13 protein-coding genes are annotated in these 17,549 nt (G+C 56.5%); 4 read left to right on the top strand and 9 right to left on the bottom strand.

Going from position 1 to position 17,549, the window contains the following annotated elements; translation table 11 throughout:
- Window positions 1-346 precede the first annotated feature (346 nt).
- On the top strand, window positions 347-1,474 hold the full coding sequence (locus RBB76_RS01445) for an IS110 family transposase (RefSeq protein WP_433963502.1): 1,128 nt from the start codon (window positions 347-349) through the stop codon (window positions 1,472-1,474).
- A gap of 541 nt (window positions 1,475-2,015) precedes the next feature.
- On the opposite strand, the gene RBB76_RS01440 is transcribed toward RBB76_RS01445, so the two are convergent.
- Both RBB76_RS01440 and RBB76_RS01435 read right to left on the bottom strand, forming a co-directional pair.
- Window positions 2,016-3,536, bottom strand: coding sequence for a protein adenylyltransferase SelO (locus RBB76_RS01440; RefSeq protein ID WP_433963587.1), 1,521 nt, complete (start codon window positions 3,534-3,536; stop codon window positions 2,016-2,018).
- Between the two features lie 227 nt (window positions 3,537-3,763).
- The gene (locus RBB76_RS01435; RefSeq protein WP_429634878.1) at window positions 3,764-4,867 is read right to left on the bottom strand and encodes a hypothetical protein; all 1,104 of its coding nucleotides are present in this window, start codon (window positions 4,865-4,867) and stop codon (window positions 3,764-3,766) included.
- Between the two features lie 63 nt (window positions 4,868-4,930).
- On the opposite strand from RBB76_RS01435, the gene RBB76_RS01430 reads away from it, so the two are divergent.
- Window positions 4,931-5,371, top strand: coding sequence for a MarR family winged helix-turn-helix transcriptional regulator (locus RBB76_RS01430; RefSeq protein ID WP_429634879.1), 441 nt, complete (start codon window positions 4,931-4,933; stop codon window positions 5,369-5,371).
- A gap of 74 nt (window positions 5,372-5,445) precedes the next feature.
- Here RBB76_RS01430 and RBB76_RS01425 read toward each other — a convergent pair whose 3' ends face one another.
- From RBB76_RS01425 to RBB76_RS01405, 5 genes are all read right to left on the bottom strand, one after another.
- Window positions 5,446-5,616: a hypothetical protein gene (locus RBB76_RS01425; protein WP_429634880.1), complete on the bottom strand. Its 171-nt coding sequence runs from the start codon at window positions 5,614-5,616 to the stop codon at window positions 5,446-5,448.
- A gap of 116 nt (window positions 5,617-5,732) precedes the next feature.
- Complete coding sequence (locus RBB76_RS01420) at window positions 5,733-6,293, bottom strand: tyrosine-type recombinase/integrase (RefSeq protein ID WP_433963586.1); 561 nt, start codon at window positions 6,291-6,293, stop codon at window positions 5,733-5,735.
- Window positions 6,294-6,825: 532 nt separating this feature from the next.
- Window positions 6,826-7,485, bottom strand: coding sequence for an FtsX-like permease family protein (locus tag RBB76_RS01415; RefSeq protein ID WP_429634882.1), 660 nt, complete (start codon window positions 7,483-7,485; stop codon window positions 6,826-6,828).
- Window positions 7,486-7,822: 337 nt separating this feature from the next.
- Complete coding sequence (locus tag RBB76_RS01410) at window positions 7,823-8,182, bottom strand: FtsX-like permease family protein (RefSeq protein ID WP_429634883.1); 360 nt, start codon at window positions 8,180-8,182, stop codon at window positions 7,823-7,825.
- 145 nt (window positions 8,183-8,327) lie between these two features.
- Complete coding sequence (locus tag RBB76_RS01405; protein ID WP_429634884.1) at window positions 8,328-9,227, bottom strand: GGDEF domain-containing protein; 900 nt, start codon at window positions 9,225-9,227, stop codon at window positions 8,328-8,330.
- Between the two features lie 741 nt (window positions 9,228-9,968).
- Here RBB76_RS01405 and RBB76_RS01400 point away from each other — a divergent pair.
- Entirely contained in the window at window positions 9,969-12,113 is a 2,145-nt protein-coding gene (locus RBB76_RS01400) for a glycoside hydrolase family 97 protein (RefSeq protein WP_429634885.1), read from the top strand.
- A gap of 117 nt (window positions 12,114-12,230) precedes the next feature.
- Here the strand turns inward: RBB76_RS01400 and RBB76_RS01395 are convergent, their stop codons facing one another.
- Together RBB76_RS01395 and RBB76_RS01390 are read right to left on the bottom strand one after the other, a co-directional pair.
- Window positions 12,231-13,127: a glycoside hydrolase family 3 C-terminal domain-containing protein gene (locus RBB76_RS01395; RefSeq protein ID WP_433963585.1), complete on the bottom strand. Its 897-nt coding sequence runs from the start codon at window positions 13,125-13,127 to the stop codon at window positions 12,231-12,233.
- The gene (locus tag RBB76_RS01390; protein WP_429634886.1) at window positions 13,076-14,584 is read right to left on the bottom strand and encodes a glycoside hydrolase family 3 N-terminal domain-containing protein; all 1,509 of its coding nucleotides are present in this window, start codon (window positions 14,582-14,584) and stop codon (window positions 13,076-13,078) included. Before RBB76_RS01390 ends, RBB76_RS01395 begins: the two co-directional genes overlap by 52 nt.
- 883 nt (window positions 14,585-15,467) lie before the next feature.
- Between RBB76_RS01390 and RBB76_RS01385 the strand changes: the two genes are divergently transcribed.
- A complete protein-coding gene (locus tag RBB76_RS01385; protein ID WP_429634887.1) occupies window positions 15,468-17,522 on the top strand; it encodes a phospholipid carrier-dependent glycosyltransferase in 2,055 nt (684 codons plus the stop codon).
- Window positions 17,523-17,549 lie beyond the last annotated feature (27 nt).

The raw sequence follows: 17,549 nt of genomic DNA, 5'->3' as shown, positions 1-17,549 counted from the left end.
TACATTCAGATGGGCGTGAAGACCCAGACATGCCGTAACGGCATCGAGTCACAGCTCATCATGATCGAAAGGGTCCGCTCTTACAATAGGGAAGTTGATCTGGGTTAGGTCGGCGAACACTTCGAACGAACGATGATGATGACGCTCCGATCTGTTTCGTAGCCAATGGCGAAGCTCACAACTGTCCGGAGCCGTGGCGCGCCTCTCACGGTTTCGAAATGCCGTGGATTTCGATGAGTGCTAACAGTCAGTATGGAGTGACCGGCGCCGATGCGCCGACCGTGGGTTAGGCTGTGAGCGTCCTTACGGACGCACAGTCAGAGCCACAAGCGGAAGGGAGCCGGTCATGAAGGAGAAGGTACGATTTCTAGGTTTGGATGTCCATGCTGAGACGATCGCCGTGGCGGTCTCGGAGCCGGAAGGCGAAGTGCGAAGCCTGGGAACGATTCCGAACCGCGCTGAGTCTATCCGCAAGTTGATCAAGAAGCTTGGTCCTGCAGCCAAGTTGAGAGCATGTTACGAAGCAGGACCGACGGGCTACGTCGTGTACTGGCAGCTCGCGGAGCTGGGCGTCGAGTGCGAGGTTGTGGCACCCACGTTGGTACCAGTCAAGGCTGGCGATCGAGTCAAGACCGATCGGCGGGATGCTGAGAAGCTGGCACGTTGCTATCGATCCGGTGATCTTACTGCGGTGTGGGTTCCGGATGAGGGTTCCGAAGCGTTGCGCGATCTGGTGCGTGCCCGCGAAGCAGCCAAGCAGGATCAGACGCGGGCGCGTCATCGCTTGAGCAAGTTCCTTCTGCGCTCCGGTCAGCGTCCACCATCCGGGGTGAGACCCTGGACACGCCCCTATCTCATCTGGGTCGCGCAGGTACGCTTCCCACAGATCGCCCAGGAGGCTACACGGCAGGATTATCTGCACGAGGTCGAACACATGCGCGAACGGGTGGCGCGTCTGGAGCAAGCCATCACAGAAGCGGTCAAGCTGGCTTCCCCCGCGTTACAACAAGTCATCAACGATCTGCAGGCACTGCGCGGCATCGCAGATATTTCGGCGGTGACCATCGCGGCCGAGCTGGGCCAGCTATCTCGCTTCGAAAGCGCCCGGCAACTGATGGGTTATTGCGGTGCTGTGCCCAGCGAGGACTCCAGTGGCAAGCGGATCAGGCGGGGAGGCATCACGAAAACCGGCAACGCGCACTTGCGGCGAATCGTTGTCGAGGCGGCCTGGAGCTATCGTCGTCCACCAGGAGTCTGGTATGGATTACGCAGAAGACAGGAGAGCATTTCGGAAGAGGTCAAAGAGATTGCGTGGAAAGCGCAACACCGCCTGCACAAGCGCTATATGAAACTGGGTGCAGCCGGCAAGGACCAGAGAAAGATCGTTACAGCAGTCGCTCGTGAGCTGCTGGGCTTCATCTGGGCCATCGGCACTAGGGCAGAAACGCTCGCCAATCAGCAAGCCGCAGCCTAGAAAGAACAAAGCAAAAGCAACAACTTCCCCAATAAGGAAAAAGCAAGAAACTCACGGATGAAATACGCCACCAATCTCGAGCACAGAGCCAGCAGCAGCCGGAGCAAGCACGAAGGAGAATCCTCGCTTGGCCTATGCGACAGGCTCGACCGGACTCGCGATAACAGTCAGAGGCAGCTCCCGACGGATCATGATTATGCGGTCCCGACCCGCGAATATCAGACTGATCAATCGTCGCTCAAATCTGCCCAGGCTGCTGCTCGCTCTGTCTTCGGGAAACAACAAAAGCAACGACAAAAACAACCCCACTGTTGCGCAGAGTTGACAGGGTCACTCCATATCAGGCCAATGCACTCATCGAGAATAACTTGTGCACCCAAAGGGTGATCAGTGATGAAAAAAGAAGACGGAGCTTCTGATTAAAGCAGTCGAGCCCTCAACCCTCATGAACACTGATGTCATCCGTAACGGGTGACGTGAGCTTCGAGATGGATTTTGGAGAGCCCAGCTTTGAATGGTGGACCTATCGTGGCCCGACTGCTCAGGTGCCGCAGAAAGTCTGTCGGACATATTCTTCGGGGCTGGCTGGTGTGACATACCGTCCTAAGCCCGGCCTTTCGTCATAGGGATGTGACAAGATCTTTAGCAAGTCTTCGAATGGCTGGAAGTCCCGGCGCTCGACGGCGGCGTCTAGTGCGGCCTGTACCACGTGGTTCCGCGGGATGTACGCTGGATTTGCCAACCGCATGGCAGAAGCGCGCGCCTCCGCGGATACGGGCTCTTCTTCCAGGCGCCGGCGCCATTCAGAAGCCCATAAGTCGTAAACGCCTGCATCTGCGAACTGATTGCGCACTTCCTCGTCTCCTTGTGATCCGGCCACAGCATCGCACAGCCGGCGGAAGGTGAGGGTGAAGTCGGCGCCGTTTTTGGCCATGCGCTGCATCAGGTCCTCGGCCAGCGCTGCATCACCCTCGCGTTCCCTGAAGAGGCCAAGCTTGCGACGCAAGCCGGCGGCGCGAGCGCTTGCGAACATCGGATCGAAGGCAGCGAGCGCCTCATTGGCCGAGGCTATTGCGACCGATTCGCTACCCCCTTCGGGCTCCAAGATGGGCAGCAGCGTCTCGGCAAGACGTGTCAGGTTCCAGAGTGCGGCGCGTGGTTGGTTGCTATAGGCGTACCGTCCCTGATGATCGATAGAGCTGAACACCTTGTCTGGCTCGTATGCTTCCATGAAGGCACATGGGCCGTAATCGATTGTTTCGCCCGAAATGGAGGTGTTGTCGGTGTTCATCACGCCGTGGATGAACCCGAAGAGCATCCATTGTGCCACCAGGTACGCCTGCCGAGCGATTACGCCATCCAACAATGCCCGATATTGCCGCTTTTTACCTGCAGCCTCAGGATAGTGCCGGGCGATTGCATAGTCGGCTAGGCTCCGTATCCCTTCCGTGTCACCCTGAGCGGCGAAGTATTGGAAAGTGCCCACACGGAGGTGACTCGCCGCGACGCGGGTCAGAACGGCTCCGGGCAAAACCGTTTCGCGAAACACCTGTTCGCCAGTAGTGACCGCGGCCAGGGCACGGGTGGTCGGCACTCCCAGCGCCGCCATTGCTTCACTCACGATGTATTCGCGCAGGACCGGACCGAGTGCGGCTCTACCGTCGCCTCGGCGGGAGAAGGGAGTCGGACCGGAGCCCTTGAGCTGGATGTCGTAACGCACGCCGTCACACGCCATCACCTCCCCTAGTAAGTTGGCACGGCCGTCGCCGAGCTGCGGTACAAAGTATCCGAACTGGTGCCCGGCGTAGGCGAGCGCCAAGGGTTCGGACCCCTCGGCGACTCGGTTGCCTGCCAGGATTTGCACACCTTGTTCACTCGCTAGCGCGTGCGGGTCGAGCTCAAGGCTACGGGCCAGTTCCAGATTCAGCTTCACAAGGCGCGGGGTCGCCACTGGTGTCGGACTTACCCGGGCGTAGAAGCGCTCCGGTAATCTTGCATAGGTGTTATCGAAGCGGAGACGGACGGTCTGGCGGTCGGAGTTGGACGCGCCAGGTAACGCCATTGTGGGAAGATCTGGTGAACTCATGATTGATTGGATGTCGGCATGTTGAATTCGCTCCGGCTCCGGTCCATGACTGCTATTTTCATACAGTGCAGTAGCGGTGGCGCAAGTCGACTCTGAGCGTTGAGAAGTTGATTTTAGAGATGGCGGATCAGACCCCCGCTCCTTTCCCGCCCTCAGGTCGCTGATCCCCTCGACGTGAGGGGGGAACTGCTTTCCCTCTTATTTTACCAATGCCTAGTGGCGGTTTCGATGCCGGTCTGTGTTCGATCACAAAACGTTTGCCAATTCCGCTCCTTTATGCCGGAACTGTCACTTCGGGAAGACCGTGCCCTGAGACGAATCCGCCTCGCACCGAGGAATTCAGCGATTCTCAATGAGTGATTCGGCGAGTGACTCCGCGATAATGTGCTCATTGAGTGTCGAAGACGGTAATGCGCCCCATATCGGGCGGTGCGCTCGCCTTCAGCCATGTCTCGCTCGAAATTGTGAGGGTGCAGGGCCCGAGTGAACAAATTTTGAGTGGTCTGCAGGTACTTTCCATTCGCAGCGCTCAGCACGTCGGTCAATATCGAGCCGTCGAAAGGCGAATACAGATAGAACACGGTGCCGCTGGATAGATCTGCCTCTCGCGCGTCCTGCGGGATAAACTGCAGGCGGCTGAGGCGAAGGCTTTGAGCGCATTCCCGCGCACTGGCGACATAGGCGGCCTGCACCTCAATCCCAACGCTCTGGGCTCCAGTCATCATGGACACCAGAAGCGGCACATGCCCCAATCCCGATCCGAGATCGACAAAGACGTCATCTTCCACAAGCGCGGTGGCTGCTATCAGGTGGAGGATATGACGCACTGGCGTTGGCTGGTAAGGCACCATCTCTGGTGATCGCCGAAGGTTCGGTTCGCTCGGTTCGCGGAGCTGAAGAACTCCGCTCACCAAATCGTCTCGGAAGTCGAATCCGAAGCCTGGCAATGGGCTTCCTGATCCGTTTTGGGTTACTGAGCCCTGGATCCACTTAAGAAATGTATGCAGCTGAGCGCCTCGAGCAATGTCGGCGCGGACGGATTGGTAGAGTTCCGCATTGGCGGCTTCGAGCTGTGTCCGGAGCGCCTTCGCACGCTTATGAATTCGAGAATCGGTTGATCTCGTTGAATCCTCGGAATCTAAGTCTCCAAATCCGGCATCAAGATCGTCCAGCGCGATCAGGCGCTCCCGCAGTTGCTCAGGATGAAGGAGAGAAGGATCGGCCTCCAGGCCGCATAGGAAGGCGTGCAGATCGCGATCGCGTTCGATTCCACTCTCGTGCGAGGCATCGCTGACAATGGTGGACATGTCAACCACCGTAAATGGCAGAAGTTGTCATGTCAACCTTGAATTGATAGGCTTGCGACTGACATGACTATAAAACCGCTATGCCCACAAGAGCTTCGTGTCTGGCATGCCTTCATGGTCATGGGCGAAGACGTGCTGGGTCGCGTTGGGCGGGACATCGCGCAGGCAACCGGACTTTCAGGTCCTGAGTTTGGGGTATTGTCTCGCCTCGCCGCAATTGGCAAAGGTGAGATGCGGCAACAAGCGCTGGCAAGTGTGATGTCTTGGGATAAGAGTCGCCTCTCTCATCAGCTGACGCGCATGGAGGAACGAGCGCTTATTGAGCGCCGTCGTACTGACGGGAAGACTGTGCTCGTTGCGCTTACGAAACTCGGCAGAGAAAAACTGGATTCTGCTCGTCCGATACATGCGGTTTCAGTTCGGCGGAATCTATTGTCGCGACTCACTCAGGAACAGATCGACACCATCGTGCGGGTGAGCAATCTTCTCGGTGAAGAAGACTAGCGCCCTTCCGTTTCGTAATCGACTGGGTCCCCAACTCTTTTTGCACCGGTACTGACAAACTGGCGTCGCACAGCTCAGTTGTTGCTATCAGGCCTTATCGCGAATCCAGACCTCAAGGAATAAGCAGCCAAAGCGGTCGTTGACGGGCTCCTCCAAGTTCTGTTGCAACCGGGGTAACGCTCCGTTGTTAGGACGGAGGCGTGCCCGAGAAGAAATTGTATTTGCTGCAGTTCTCCGCCATTCACATGGCAAAGCCTTGCGCATGTTCGCCTGAGATCATGCGGTGCGAGGTGTCCGAGCTCCAGACGCCACGCGCAGCTCCGGACTACATACTAGACGGCGTTTCGGATATGCCGGATCCTCAGGCGGTTCCGTGCCGACTGACCGCCCTGAAAACTCGTCCCGTCGTGACCGATGCCGCTGTCAGCCACCTGTCCACGGCACTCTTCACCCAGATCGGCATGGGTACGGTCCGGACGTGGTTGCCCTTGCCGACAAGGTCAACAATAGCCCAATCGCCCTGTCGAATTTGTATGTCTTCTTGCGGCAGGGCCGACAGCTCGGCTCGGCGCAAGCCGCAGCCGAGCAGGATCGATATCATAGCGACGTCTCGGATATGGCGTAAGCTTTGCCCATCTGCTTTCTCAAGCAACAACCGAGCTTGATCCTGATTAAGCCAGTTACCCGCTCGACAGCCGAGTTGCTTCACGCCTTTGACTCGCCTAATGCCAGCAGCAAGTTCCGGACTCAGCAGACCCGAGTCCGCCGCTTCGTAGGCTAACCTCCTGACCGCTGCGAGCCTCTGATTGATCGTACCTACAGCCAACCCGAGCGATTCGAGGTGTAGACGAAAGCGGAGAACGACGGTCCGATTCAGGGCCAATCTCGGTTCCGAACAGGACCAATCGATGAATTGCTCCATCGCAAACTTGTAGTTGCGCCGCGAACGCGGGGAACTCAAGCTGTTTAAGATTGAGGTCTTCGCATGATCGAGGTCTGGCAAGCGAAGGACGATCTTCCGGACGACATGCTTTCTGGTCCTGTTGGGCATATGGGCGGCCTCCTCTGCCGCAGACATGCCCAACATTTATGTGCCTGCCCCGGGCTTCCAAGCGACGGGCTAGACGACCGCACAGGCGATTTGGCGTCAGCTGAGGACCATTTACCGCTATCATGCCTTCTCGTTATGGACCGGGATCATCAAAGCTAGTTAGCACCAGATTTTAAGCTGGAACCGTCATTTGTACCGCAGGACTTGGACTAGGTCGGCTCGCGTCGTCGACCGGGCGGGCATCAGGGAGGCCAGCAGCGTCACCATGATTTCCATACACGGCGCAGGATAGAGCAACGGCCCTAGCGATATTCTTTTTCGACATAGAAAATCCTGCCATTCGAAAAGGAACAGCAGGATCTGGGCTGCAATTGCTGGAGCAGGAAACTCCCGTCTGTTTCAGTTAGTCCGCGCGCAGAGCAGTTACCGGTTCTACGCTCGCTGCGCGCTGTGCCGGAATGAAGCTCGCAATCAATGCACTTAGGAGCAGAATGGCTGTTGCCATACCCAGCCCCGCAAGGTCGACTTCTCCCACTTGATAAAGGCTCGAATGCAGCATGCGACCGGCAATAAAGGACAGCGTTAGCCCCAATGCCAGCCCGATTGTCACCTGCGCGAAGGCCGAGGGCAGCACCAGCTGGACCACGTTAACCCGCGTTGCTCCTACGGCCATACGCACACCGATCTCGACTGTGCGCCGTGCGACCGCGTAAGTCATCACGCCATAGAGGCCAATCGACGCCAGCAGGATTGCAAGGCTGCCAAAGAGCGTGCTCAGCTCGGCCACCGTTCGCTGCTGGTCGTAGTGAACATCGATCTGCTGCTGCAGCGGATGCCTATCGGTGATGGCGAAGTTGGGATCGACCTCTGCGAAGACCTGCCGGATTTGCGGTTCCAGCCGGCTCATGTCGCCATCGATCCACAGCTGCGCGCCGTTGATGAAGTGCGCCCACTTCTCGTTTTCCCTGAGCGCGCTATCGGTGTAGTCAATGCTCTGCGAGAGCGCGCCGAAGACCATGGGTTCGGCCGACAGTGCGGGGTCGGCGTATTTTGCATCGCGCACCACACCCACAATCGCAAAACTGTCACTGTAGGCCGGCAGGTTGAAACCGAAGTGGCGACCGATGACATCCAGTGACCGCTCATAGGGCTGTCGAGAGCCACGCTCGCGCTGCGGACTCCGGGTAGAACCTCCAGCCGTACCCTCCGCGCGAAAGCCGAAGTCCTGATTGCGTAGAATCGCGAGATCGTGACCATTTAGCCACCTCTCGCGAAGTACACGGTTGCCGACCTCGACAGGCTTTATCGAGAATTGAAGGTTGCAAAGTAATCGGGTCCAACGCGGTCGTATTGCACACGGTGCGCACTATCGCTCGGTGGCACGCCCTCTCCTGGTTTCACTATGTATCTCCGTTCGGAAAAAAACTGTGCGCGAAGGCCTGGTTCACCACGGCAACATGGCGCGTGTCTTCCATCGGGTCAGTGCGCGAAGCCAGCCACGCCGGCACCATCCCTGCAATCAGGCCAGTGACAATCGATAACGCCAAGCAGAAGCCCAGCACAGGAAGCGACGGCGAAAGATGCACCGGAACGACCAGGGCATGACGAAATTCCAACCGCACAATAAGCCCCGCTCCTACCCATGCGATCGCCACACCGAGGACGCCCCCCATGACTGCGAGCGGTAGGCTTTCAGTAAACGCTTGCTGAAGAATCCGCCCCTTAGACGCTCCCAGCGTTAGGGGCAGCGCCTTACGCATCGGGTCAAAACCGAGATTGCCAGAGGCCCAAAATTTTCGGAGCGTGAGCCCAATCTCCCCAAAAATCGGATTTGCGGCAAGTTCGCTCTAGCAGAAGCTTTGAATCACTTCTTACCCCAAATCCACGTCGATAAGAGCACAGCCCTTACGAAGTAATTGCCTGGTCGACATGCACGCCTTCCTCTGAAACGTCTTCGACAGACGCAAGAAGCACTCTGATACAGTTTCGTCCGGCCCGCTTCGCGTTGTAGAGAGCCATGTCAGCCCGCGCAAGCGTAGACACCGCGGTCTCAGACGGCCTGGCAAAGGTGAGCCCGATGCTCAGCGTAATCGGAAGCGCGAGTCTCGAAACCGCAAGCCCGCTAACCGCATGTCCTATCCGTTCCGCAATTCGCAGCGCGTCTTCGAAGGAAGTCTGCGAAAATACCAACAGGAACTCATCGCCTCCGTAGCGCCCGAAAAAATCATACGAGCGAAGCCGCGAGGAGATAACCTCGACAACCTGCTTCAGCGCAGCATCTCCTGCAGCATGGCCTGCCGTGTCGTTAATCTGTTTGAAGTGGTCGATGTCAATCAGCGCCACAGCAAGCTCATAGCCGTTTCGCTCTGCACGGACCAGCTCGAGTGCAAGCCGCTGATCAATTCCTCGCCTGTTCAGCGCACCCAAGACGTGGTCGTACAAGGACTGCGTCTCAACAATCGCTACCAGTTCACTGCTCAGCATCAGCAGAAAGAACAACCCGATAATGCAGATGAACAGAAGGTTCACCACCAGTGCCGGTGTCTGGAATCGACTGGTCTGCATGAAATCGTACGGAGGGCCATGCAGAAAAGTAGCGACCGCCCGGACCGCACCAAATAAAGCGTAGGCTGCCATAAGCGCGCCGAAGACATTCAGGATCGACCGCTGTTCGGCTTGGCGGAACAACTCCACCGCAATCAGCCCGCGCAAAACCAACAGCACCAACGACACGATGACAATCCGTGCGGCAATCCGGTCCTCCACCGCGCTAAAGTACACGAGCAGAAAAGGGCGACAACGCACATGATCGAAACGAAGCGAGTAGTCCGCGGGCTGCGAAAGAAAAGCAGTAGCCCGCGGTAGAACAGTAAAAATGCCGAGAAGATCAGGAAATGTTCACCAACAACAGCGACGGAATTCGGCACGCCGCCTCGTAAAACAATCAGAATACAGCCCAGAAAGCCCGAAAAAAATCCCAAGGCGAACGACCCGGTGCCAGACAGATGACGATACATTCGCCTCATTCCCAGAAAGGCGACCGAGTAAACCATCGTTAGCAGAATCTGACACGCGAAGAGCGTTCTGTTATCCATCCACGAGAGCCACATAATCTTGTGCAGAATGCAATAACGCGCTGCAGTAGGTTAAACGGACACGATTGAGGTTTGGGTCCAGAAATCCCGCGCTCACATCACTACGAATGAGGCTGGTCCAGCTGGTTGTAACTGCTTATATTGATCCGCAATCCGCAAGAAACCGAGAGAAGGAATTGAGCGGGACACCAGGTCGTCGAGATTGCAGGGCTTGCAGATGTAATTTGTCTGCTCCGCCACCATGATGAATCTTAAGAATTCTTAAAGAAATTGTCTGGCTTGTATCGCGGAGGGTACTATGGCTTTCTGTGAAACTCCACCCCGCTGTCGCAAAATCTTTTTCCGACGCCACATGGATAACATCGACGGGTGTTCCACTTCGCGTAACATCCAGCTTTCGTCTCAGAGCTCCGCAGCAAACGACTAGCGCTTTAAACAGGTGAGAGGCCCTATGAAACAGTTCCCCGTCTCAATCGTCCGCTTTCTCGGCAAAAGCGGCACAACCCTGATGTTCCTGGGACTACTGCTTGCCAGATTCGTTGCGCATGGACAGCAACTCATATCCCCAGACCACAACCTGGCACTCACCTTCAGTCTCACGAGTGAGGGCGCGCCTATGTACGCCCTCACTTACAAGGGCAAAACTGTTCTGAAACCAAGCCTCATGGGCTTCGAGTTGGTGCAGGAAAAACCACTCAACTCAGGGTTCTCGCTTGTGAAAGAAGACGCCCGGAGCTTCGACGAAACCTGGACGCCTGTTTGGGGCGACGTCAGTCACATCCGCAACAACTATAACGAGTTCACCGCCACGTTGCATCAGGCGGACACGGACCGCACGATTCTCATTCGGTTTAAGCTCTTCAACGATGGTCTCGGATTTCGGTACGAGTTTCCGGAGCAGGCGAACCTGAAATACTTCGTCCTCAAGGACGAGGACACACAGTTTGCACTTGCAGGAGATCACAAAGCTTTCTGGTTGCCTGGTGATCTCGACACGGAAGAATACAGCACCGTCACTTCGAATTTATCGGAGGTCCGGGGCAAGATGAAGGAGGCGATCACGCCAAATGCCTCCCAGCATCCGATCGGACCAACAGCTCTTCAGACTCCGCTGATGATGAAGTCCAAAGACGGACTCTACATCAACATCCACGAAGCAGCGCTGATCAACTACGCGGCGATGAGTGTCGTTTTGGACGACTCTAATTTCGTTTTGACCACCTATCTTACTCCGGACGCCCAAGGCAACAAAGGTCATCTGCAGGCGCCGACGCAGACACCGTGGCGCACCGTCATTGTTAGTGACAAGGCTGGAGACATTCTCCTCTCACATACCATTCTCAATCTGAACGATCCCACGAAGTTTCAGGACACAAGCTGGATCAAGCCGACTAAGTTTGTTGGGGTCTGGTGGGAAATGATCACTGGCAAGAGCACCTGGGCCTACTCCGACACCGACAACGTCCAACTCGGCGTGACCGACTACACCAAGCTGAAGCCCAATGGCCGGCATGGTGCAAATACTCAGAATGTTAAAAGATATATCGACTTCGCGGCTGCGAACGGGATTGGTGCCGTCCTGGTCGAAGGCTGGAACGTGGGCTGGGAGGACTGGTTCGGACATGAAAAGGATTATGTCTTTGACTTCCTCACGCCCTATCCGGATTTCGATGTGAAAGGCTTGCATGAGTATGCGGCCTCAAAGGGCGTGAAGCTCATCATGCATCACGAGACCTCCGGCTCCACACGGAACTACGAACGTTTTATGAATCCGGCATATCAGTTCATGGTCGATAACGGCTACGACACGGTGAAGAGCGGCTACGTGGGGAACGTTCTGCCGCGAGGCGAGTTTCACTACGGACAGTGGACGGTGAATCATTTCCTTTATGCCGTGTCTACCGCCGCTAAGTATCACATCATGGTCGATGCGCACGAGTCAGTCCACATGACTGGTCTGTCTCGAACGTTTCCAAACCTGATGGCAGAGGAAGCGGCGCGAGGCACAGAGTACGAGGCCTTCGGAGGAAATAACCCCGACCACACGACAATACTTCCTTTTACGCGCTTGATGGGTGGCCCGATGGACTACACACCCGGCATCTTCGAGATGAAGGTCGAGAAGATAAATCCCAAGAACCACTCTTATGTTCACAGCACACTGGCGAGGCAACTCGCTCTCTACGTGACCATGTACAGCCCGTTGCAGATGGTCGCCGATCTTCCGGAGAACTATGAGAAGCACATGGATGCTTTCCAGTTCATCAAGGATGTTCCGGTGCAGTGGGATGACACGAAGGTCCTTGAAGCAGAGCCCGGTGATTACATCACCTATGCCCGCAAGGCAAAAGGGAGCGACAACTGGTTCGTCGGGAGGACCAACGATGAACTTGCTCGCGAATCGAAGATTTCTTTCGACTTCCTGGACCCAGGGAGGAAGTACATCGCAACCATATATGCAGATGCGCCGGACGCAAACTACGAAACTAACCCTCAAGGGTACGTGATTCGCAAGTGGAGCGTTACAAACACATCAACGTTAACTCAAAAATGCGCACCGGGTGGAGGTTACGCAATCAGCGTTGTCGCACAATAGCCGGTCACCACGCAGCGAATCAGCTGAAGCGAGACTTCGTAGGATTGCGGCTTTCGAATGCTCCAGATCAGACATGTGTGTCCGGTCGCATTATTCTCCGTTTGGAGAGGACTGAAGCTACGGCGTAGTAATGAAGTGGGCAGCATTGGTGGCGGTGGAGCTGCCGCCTATGTAAACCGTATAGTCGGCTGGTTCGACGACCTGCTGAACCTTGGCGTTATAGAAGGACAACTCGTTGAAGCCGAGTGGGAACTTCACAGTCTGAGTCTGGCCTGGATCGAGAGTAATGCGAGCAAAGCCCTTGAGATTGCGTACTGGCTGCTCGGTGCTGGCGCCTCGGATATTGACATAGCACTGGACGATTTCGGTGGCACGGCGTTTGCCTGTATTCGTGACCGTCACGGTTGCGACCATGGGCTGGCTCTTCCGATTGTGCATGAGAGAGGCCGAGCTTATGGATTGCGTCGAAAGCGAAACGCTCGAATAGACAAACGTCGAATATGAAAGACCATGTCCGAAGGGGAAGAGCGCGTCGTTAGGCACGTCGAGATAACGCGAGACGAACTTTTGTTCAATGTAGCCGGGGTGAGCCGGATCGGCACGCTGGATTGGGCGGCCAGTGGGAAGCTGATTGTAGTAGAGCGGCTCCTGCCCTACGGCGCGGGGGAAACTCATCGTGAGCTTACCGCTAGGAACGACATCGCCGAATAGAGTGTCGGCAATTGCGGGGCCGGCTTCGACGCCAGCGTACCAGACTTCCATGATGGCGGAGACATGCTGGGCGGCCCAGTCGAGCACGAGCGGGCGGCCGGAGAAGATCAGCAGGACGACAGGCTTGCCTGTTGAGACGACGGCCTCAAGTAATTGTTGCTGGTTCCCGGGTAGGTCCAGGAAAGCACGTGACGCGGCTTCGCCGCTCATGTCGCTCGACTCGCCGAGAGCGAGAATGGCGACGTCGGAGCTCAGTGCGGCGGCAACAGCCGCGGCGAACCCGGAGTCCGAAGTGCCGGAGATCTCGGTTCCCTTTGCGTGAATGTCGCGCCGCTTTGCTGGGCTCGTTCCGCCATGGTCGCGCGCAAGGTACGCACATCGCCGAAGTTGTTGGCACCGGACCAGGCACCGACCATGTCGTTGGCATCGTCGGCAAGCGGGCCGATAAGGGCGATCTTCTTCGTGGTCTTCGCGAGGGGCAGGAGGGCACCTTCGGGAGCGGGATTGTTCTGCAGCAGGACGAAGGACTCCTCCGCGGCTTGGCGGGCGAGCGGGCGATGCTCGGCGACGGCTCCGGTTACTTCCTTTCCTTCGGTGAAGGGGTGATCGAAGAGGCCGAGAGCGAACTTGACCCGCAGAACCCGGCGCACGGCTTCGTCGACGACAGACATGGGTACTCGACCGGACTTGACCAGCGCCGGGAGCTCCGCGTCGAAGTAGTGCGACATCATGTCGATGTCTACACCGGCAATAAGAGCTTTCTCGCTGGCCGCGGCAGCATCGAGCGCAATGCCGTGATGATTGAGCTCCAGGACGGATGTGTAGTCGGAGACGACGAGACCGTCGAAGCCCCACTCGTCGCGCAGGACTGTTTGCAGCAGGAATGGGTTAGCGCTCGCGGGCACGCCGTTGAGTGAGTTGAAGGCGGACATGACAGTGGCCGCGCCGGCCTCAACAGCCGCGTGGTAGGGCGGCAGGTAGACCTGACGCAACTGCAGCTCGCTCATGTCGGTGGTGTTATATTCACGGCCGGCCTCGGCAGCACCGTAGGCGGCGAAGTGTTTGACGGAGGCGGCGACGGCTCCAGGCGCGGACAGGCTGTCGCCCTGGTAGCCACGAATATACGCACGAGCGATGGCGGAGCCCAGGAAGGGATCCTCACCTGCTCCCTCGGTGCAGCGACCCCATCGAGCGTCACGCGCGATATCAACCATAGGCGAGTAGAACCAACTAACGCCAGCGGTGCGGGCCTCAATGGCGGCCATGTGCGCGAGTTCGGTGACGAGAGCGGGGTCCCAGCTGGATGCGGTGGCGAGTGGCACCGGAAAGATGGTGCGGAAGCCGTGGATGACGTCGGCGCCGAAAAGCAGCGGAATATGCAGTCGTGTGTTGTCAACAGCGGCATGCTGGAAGTGATTGGTAAGACTTTGCCCGACCGTGTTGAGCATGGAGCCGAGCTCACCTTTTTGCGCGAGGGCGTAGCTGTCGATCCCTCCAGGGCTGGGAGGGTTGACATTGAGCGCGGCGGTTGAGTCGCCGGCAGGTTTTTCGGGGTGCGCTTCAGTAGCGCTGTACTGCACCAGTTGGCCTATCTTCTCGCCGAGTGTCATTTGCTTGAGCAGCGCATCGACCTTCCGCTCAATTTCCGGGTTGGAGAGCTGCGCGTTAGACGGTGCGTCGTGTGATGCCTGCCCGCGAGCCAAGGAGAATGCAAACCCGAGAGAGAGACCAACGAGCAAAGTGGATCGACAGTAAGTCATTCAGAATCCTCAAAGGCTACTGTACTGCCGTTCGGACAATTGAGCCAGGTTGCCGCATAGTCGCATTCTTGGGAATCGTACGTTGGCCATCTGATCCACTTGGCCGATTGGTCGGCATGTCTGACATACGGGGCGGATGGAACAACTTTTCCGGATAGCCGTTTTACGTCCACGTGAACTAGAGCACATCAGTAAACAGAAGCTGACTTGTCGGAACCGAACAATCCTAGTGACAGAGAGATTGAAGCAGTGCGAAATGTTTGGCTTCGTGATGAGGACGGGGAATGCCGCGCTTAAAGGCCATCTGCTCAGTGAGGGTGTCGCCATTCTTATAACCAATGTCTGAATCCTCGGCATAGACGGGATCAGCAGTGGCTTGGGAGAGAGGAATAAAGGTGAACCAACCCTAACCTGCCCGCTGTCGAGATCCTGTTGGCTCAGTAAGTCAGTGCTTCTTCGGAGTGACATGAGTCGCAACAACATCAACGGTCGGGGAGCTTCGGACTGATGCTCCTGCTGCCACTTTTGCATAAAGTCGACAACATTGTGCCCAAAAAACGTAAAGATTGTGGGATTGGTAACACGAATAAGGCCACGCAGTCCCTTTCAATTCTCACTTGGCGATAATGGGCCGAGTCGAGTCACTCGCTAAAAGCGGAGTTTTTCGGAACCTCACTCGAAGTTGCCGACAACCTGACTTCACGGGAGTGACAGCCGTTCGTCAACAGAAGCGCGTCTCTCAGGACTGGTCCTTTCCAAAAAGTGCACCGCCTCGATCAATAATCTTCCTAAATGCCGTTATCAGTGTCCGCAACGCTGGTGCGAGAGAGGTCCCCGTCGAGATATGGGGTACCATTGTCCTCCGAACTGGAGGCAGCTGAAATTGACAAGACTAACTACTTATCCGGCTGTTATCTGGCTTCTTGGAGCGGCACTTACGGGTGCCTTTCTTTGGCAAATGCTCGCGGTCACCAACCGGGAAGTCATTACCAACGATGAAGGTTTTCACACCTATGCAGGCTATCGGTACTGGCAATGCGCCGACTTCGGAGTGAATCCAGAGCATCCTCCGCTCGGGAAGATGATTGCCGGTTTGGTGCTTCAGGTCGCGAAGATCCCAGCTCCGAGTGGGCCTTGTCCGGTGGTTTCGACGGCTAAGGGGTCAGGATATGCGGATTCAGCGGAGTGGCTTTACGGCTCCGCTGGTCCGGGTGTGGAAGCGAAAATCGATAGAGTAATTCCACTCGCACGTCGCGGGATGGCGACCTTTGCATTGCTTCTAGCACTAACAGCCTTCTTCTTCACCCGAAGAATGTTCGGTGATCTCAGCGCTCTGGTGAGCCTCGCTCTTATCGCTTTCGAGCCGACCCTCGTAGCACACGGCTCACTCGTCACCACGGACATGGCGCTTTCCGCTACGAGCCTTCTCGCGGTGGCGTCATTTTTCCTGTTTCACCGGCGACGCAACTTTCGCGGACTCCTTCTTGCAGGTCTCTCCTGTGGCTTGGCGCTCTCCGTAAAGCACTCTGGCGTGCTGATCGTGCCGACTGTTCTGCTCTTGGCGCTTGCGGAGCTCGCATTTGATTGGAACCGCGGCGAGCAGTTGCGAACCAACAAAATATTGAAAGAAGCAGCGGCTGTCCTTTTCATTCTTTTTTTAGGGTTCGGGGTTCTTTGGGCAACGTATCACTTTCGCTATGTGGCCAGACCAGATGGGGCTCAGATGACTACGTCACTGAACGACTTCATCGCGGACACACGAGCTAAGGAGAATCACAGCGTCATCCTCAAGACCATCCCGTTTCTTGCGCATTACCATCTATTCCCAGAGGCGTATCTCTACGGCTTCGTTGATGTCCTCAGTATCTCCGATCCTGGCCAGTCTGCATTTCTTTTCGGGCATTTGTATCCCCACGGTGTTCCGCAGTACTTTCCCTCTGTCATCCTGATAAAAACCACGCTTGGAATGATCGGCCTCGCTCTCCTTTCTCTTCTGGCGTTCAGGAAATACAGCTTCGACCTACGGCCCTCCTACTTTTTGGCTCCCAGCTTAGTGTGGCTACTTGCAGGCATGGTCAGCACACTGAACATCGGATATCGCCACATCCTCCCTGCGATCGCACCTGCCTGCTGCCTCATAGGATCGGCAATCGTTCATGTTTGGCGAACAAGCGGGCGGTTCGTTCGCTTCGCTATTGCGGTGTTGTTAGTGGCGCATGTCGCTTCATCGCTTGTCGCATTTCCAAACGAGCTCGCTTACGGCAACGAAGTCTTTGGAGGAGTTTCAAACAGCCACAATCTCCTCACGGACTCAAACAACGATTGGGGGCAGGCTCTCCCGCAGATCGCGACGTGGTTGAAAGATAATCGAGTCTCTGATTGTTCGTTCGCCTACGACGGCTTCGCAAAACCAGACCATTCAGGTATCGGCTGTAATCGTATCGTCGCCAATCTCTTCGAGCTGAACGGGGATAAGGGCGAAGCCCAGTTGTCCAGAATTCAGTCGGGAACCTTCATCATCAGCGGGCTCAGCTGGTCAGGTATCGAGTGGGAACGTCCTGATCTGAATCCATATGAGGTGTTTCAGAAAGCCAAGCCGCGCGCCGTCATCGGTGGGGCGGACATGGTTTACACCGGGACATTTGATATGAGCAGAGTGATCGCCGTCAACCAACTCGCTGAAGCGATGAGTTTGAATGGCGAGAAAAAGTTTTCTCAAGCACTCGGACCAGCCAGAGCCACTGTGCATGAGATGCCCACAAGTGCATTTGCACACCTAGCGCTCGCAAATGCATTGGCTGGAATCGGTCTTAATGATCAGGCCCATCAGGAATACCAGGAGGCCGACACCATCGCGGCTTCCCAACCAGAATGGTATTTCCTTCAGAGAGCAGAAATTCATGCCGGCCTCGCGGCTAGTGCCCGTGCCTCCCGATAAAGAGCGATAAATGGGATGAGCAGGTCT

It is taken from the genome of Tunturiibacter psychrotolerans (assembly GCF_051013365.1).
Taxonomy (GTDB): Bacteria; Acidobacteriota; Terriglobia; order Terriglobales; family Acidobacteriaceae; genus Edaphobacter; species Edaphobacter psychrotolerans_A.
The sequence above is the reverse complement of the archived record's forward strand: the minus strand, read 5'-3'. Positions and strand labels throughout refer to the sequence as shown.